This window comes from Nostoc sp. 2RC, assembly GCF_014222165.1.
Classification (GTDB): domain Bacteria; phylum Cyanobacteriota; class Cyanobacteriia; order Cyanobacteriales; family Nostocaceae; genus Nostoc; species Nostoc linckia.
Genome location: NZ_JACKZU010000532.1, coordinates 1 through 3920, shown reverse-complemented (window position 1 = coordinate 3920; position 3920 = coordinate 1). Strand labels below are relative to the sequence as shown.

The following is a 3920-nucleotide window of genomic DNA, read 5'->3' as shown; positions in this document are numbered from 1 at the left end:
CCCCATGCCCCATACCCCTATTCAACCAAACTTGCGACACAACACAAAGATAGCTGGAAATTTTCATGAAAACACAAACTGCCAAAATCCTTGATGGTAAAGCTTTAGCTGGAAAAATTCAGCAAGAGCTTTCTGTTGCCATTAGCGAATTACAAACAAAAGTTGGAAGGCCTCCTGGCTTAGCAGTGCTGATGGTGGGCGATAACCCGGCTTCAGCTGCTTATGTACGCAATAAAGAAAAAGCCTGCGCCAAAGTTGGTATAGCTTCTTTTGGCAAGCATTTTGCCGCCGAAACTACCCAAGGAGAATTAGAAGAGGTTATTCATACACTCAATCACGATGAACGGGTGGATGGTATTCTCGTGCAGCTACCTTTGCCTAACCATTTGGATGCTGTTGGCTTGTTACATCAAATTGATGCCGATAAAGATGCTGATGGACTGCACCCAGTTAACTTGGGGCGACTAGTAAGGGGAGAAACGGGTTTACGTAGCTGCACCCCGGCTGGCGTGATGCGGCTTTTAGAAGAATATAAAATTCCTTTGCAAGGAAAGCAGGCAGTAGTGATAGGACGTAGTATTTTAGTGGGTAAGCCAATGGCATTAATGTTATTGGAGGCTGATGCTACAGTCACCATTGCTCATTCGCGATCGCACGATCTCAAAGCGATCGCTCAAAATGCTGATATTCTGATTGCAGCAGCAGGCCGTCCCGGACTAATCTCTGCTGATATGGTAAAACCGGGCGCTGTTGTGGTAGATGTGGGAATGAATCGGGTCACTGATGCCAGTGGCAACAGTCGGCTAGTCGGCGATGTAGATTTGGAATCAACTGCTGCCGTAGCAGGATTTATCACCCCAGTTCCTGGCGGTGTCGGGCCAATGACCGTCGCCTTATTGTTGCAAAATACATTTGCTAGCTATTCGAGAACGGTAAGAAAGTAAGGAGCAAGGGGTGATGAGTGAGGAGTTAAGAGTGATGAGTGAGGAGTGAGGAGTGATGAGTGATGAGTGAGGAGTTAAGAGTGAGGAGTGATGAGTGAGGAGTGAGGAGTGATGAGTGATGAGTGAGGAGTTAAGAGTGAGGAGTGATGAGTTAAGAGTGATGAGTTAAGAGTTATATTCCCAATTCTTAACTCCTAATTCTTAACTCCTAATTCTTAACTCCCAATTCCTAACTCCCAATTCCTAACTCCAAACTCCAAACTCCCAACTCCCAACTCCCAACTCCAAACTCCCAACTCCTAACTCCTAACTCCAAACTCCCAACTCCTCATTTTTTGAGTCCCACAGCACCTTAAAATTGTGACGTATAAGACAAAATCACAAAATGTCAGGAATTGAAGAATGGTAGCAACCGATAACTTTCAAAAGACACCACCAGAGGAAGCCAACTTTAACTTAGCAGCCTATCTCAAAGAACGGCAAAAGCTTTGTGATACTGCTTTAGATCGGGCTATTCCCGTTCTTTATCCAGAAACAATTTATGAGTCGATGCGCTACTCGTTATTAGCTGGAGGTAAGCGTGTACGTCCGATTCTCTGCCTTGCTAGCTGCGAAATGATGGGTGGTACCATCGAAATGGCTATGCCAACAGCTTGTGCAGTGGAGATGATCCACACAATGTCTTTGATTCATGACGACCTGCCATCAATGGATAATGATGATTATCGTCGCGGAAAGCTAACGAATCATAAGGTCTATGGCGAAGATGTGGCAATTTTAGCTGGAGATGGTTTGTTGGCTCTGGCTTTTGAATATGTTGCCCTTCATACTCCTGAAAATGTTCCCAGAGAAAGAGTTTTGCAAGTAGTTGTCCGTCTTGGCCGCGCTCTGGGAGCAGCTGGTTTAGTGGGCGGTCAAGTCGTGGATTTACAATGTGAAGGGAAATCAGATATTTCTCTAGAAACGCTCAATTTCATTCACGAACACAAAACAGCCGCGCTTTTGGAAGCTTGTGTAGTTTGTGGCGGTATTGTAGCTGGGGCATCGTCCCAGGATGTGCAACGAATAACCCGTTACGCTCAAAATATTGGACTAGCATTTCAGATCGTAGATGATATTCTGGATATCACTGCAACCCAAGAGCAATTAGGCAAAACAGCTGGCAAAGACGAAAAAGCGAAAAAAGTTACTTATCCCAGCCTTTGGGGAATTGAGCAATCGCGCTTAAAAGCCCAAGAGCTAGTTAAAGCAGCTTGCGCGGAATTAGAAACATTTGGGGAAAGAGCCAAGCCACTCCAAGCGATCGCTCATTTTATCATCAGTCGTAATAACTAGTACAAAAAGACAAAAAGGCAAAAGTAAAGAGCCATCAATGCTCAAAGTATCTACTTTTTGTCTATTTTTAACCTTTGGGTTACTTCCACCGTCATGTACTCAGTTAATTTCGGATTTTGGGTTGAATCTAAATGTTTCCTCAACCAACAACTGCTACTCATATCACTAACCTAACCACAATACCATGCAGGATATAGGCAACATTTTAGACAACCGGGTGCTGCTGGTTGCTCTGGTAGCTTGTTTAATTGCTCAAACATTAAAACTCATAATCGAAATCATCAAAAATCGCAAGCTGAACATACGTGTTTTGGTGACAACCGGAGGAATGCCCAGTGCCCACTCAGCTTTAGTTACAGCTCTAGCTGCTGGTGTAGGGCAAACATTGGGTTGGGCATCTCCTGATTTTGCAGTGGCAATGATTTTTGCCATCATCGTGATGTACGATGCAGCTGGAGTTCGCCAAGCGGCTGGCAAACAAGCTCGCATTCTCAATCAAATGATTGATGAATTATTTCATGAAAAACCAGACTTTAGCCAAGACCGTCTTAAGGAATTGCTTGGACATACACCAGTTCAGGTAATAGCCGGGTCAGCTTTGGGTATAACGATTTATTGGTTAGCTAGGTCTGCTTATTAAAGAACAATGCAGAATTCAGAATACAGAATTCAGAATACAGAATTCAGCAATTTTTTAGTGGGCAATTAAACCCGTTGCTTTCTTCTTGACCACTAAATTGTATCTCTACTCTTCAGCAAGCTAGCAAAAGCGTCTGCTAGAGAAGATTTTAGTCAGGAACTTTAACCTGCTAACTTTACCGCCACTTGTACTTAATTAATTGTGAATTCTGAATTCTGACTCCTGAATTCTTTATTCTTAAAATCCCACAGCTGACCGTAACAAAATCACCTTACGACTATTGACGATACTGGCAACAAAACCGCGATCGTTTAGCTTTTGTAAGGCGTTGTATGCTTCACTTTGGTTAGTAGTATAAACTGCTAACAAGTATGGGCGTTGTCCATAAGAAGCAAAACCGACATTACCTCCCACCACTTGCTGTATGCTACTTGCTAATTCTGGGCGATTGTAATAATCTACCAACACTGCATAACCCTCTCCTAAAGCTTGAGGATTATAGGTGACTGTTTGCTGGAGTGGCTGTGCTTGTACAACATCTGGTGCTGTTGGCCGAGTAGTAATGATAGCAGACAAACCAACAATATTACTGACATACCTTGCCCAGCGATTGGCATCATCAATTTGATTAAAGCCCCCGATACGCGTCACAGTTTCGTTGAGATATTGGCAGGTAACCGTTTTGAGTTGAGGGGGTAGGGCACTACGCAACTGCTTTTGATTTTCTGCTGTAGGACTGACTACTAATAAAAGATATTCCCCTGCATTCGGTGGTTGACAATTAGGAATGCCTTGTTGGGCATAGACAGAACTAATGCCACCAATTAACCCAGCAAAAGCAAAGCTCATCGTAGAAATCGCTAATCTTAAAACACTTGGTAAAGTCTGAAGTCTCTGCACAAAAGTTACATAGATAAATTACAGTGTCATAAAAGATTTTATAAACAAAAATGGGGAGTGGGGAGTGGGGCATTGGGTATGGGAAAGGGAAAGGGGGAAAG

At 43.4% G+C, this 3920-nt stretch carries 4 protein-coding genes; 3 read left to right on the top strand and 1 reads right to left on the bottom strand.

Going from position 1 to position 3920, the window contains the following annotated elements:
• The first annotated feature begins 65 nt into the window (after positions 1–65).
• The 3 genes from folD (at position 66) to GNE10_RS32650 (ending at position 2919) form a co-directional block, all read left to right on the top strand.
• Positions 66–944: a bifunctional methylenetetrahydrofolate dehydrogenase/methenyltetrahydrofolate cyclohydrolase FolD gene (folD, locus tag GNE10_RS32660; RefSeq protein WP_185570167.1), complete on the top strand. Its 879-nt coding sequence runs from the start codon at positions 66–68 to the stop codon at positions 942–944.
• Positions 945–1346: 402 nt separating this feature from the next.
• Complete coding sequence (gene crtE, locus GNE10_RS32655) at positions 1347–2279, top strand: geranylgeranyl diphosphate synthase CrtE (RefSeq protein ID WP_099072537.1); 933 nt, start codon at positions 1347–1349, stop codon at positions 2277–2279.
• A gap of 184 nt (positions 2280–2463) precedes the next feature.
• On the top strand, positions 2464–2919 hold the full coding sequence (locus GNE10_RS32650; protein WP_099072538.1) for a divergent PAP2 family protein: 456 nt from the start codon (positions 2464–2466) through the stop codon (positions 2917–2919).
• 237 nt (positions 2920–3156) lie between these two features.
• Here the strand turns inward: GNE10_RS32650 and GNE10_RS32645 are convergent, their stop codons facing one another.
• Positions 3157–3768, bottom strand: coding sequence for a hypothetical protein (locus GNE10_RS32645; RefSeq protein WP_199341677.1), 612 nt, complete (start codon positions 3766–3768; stop codon positions 3157–3159).
• Between the last annotated feature and the right edge of the window lie 152 nt (positions 3769–3920).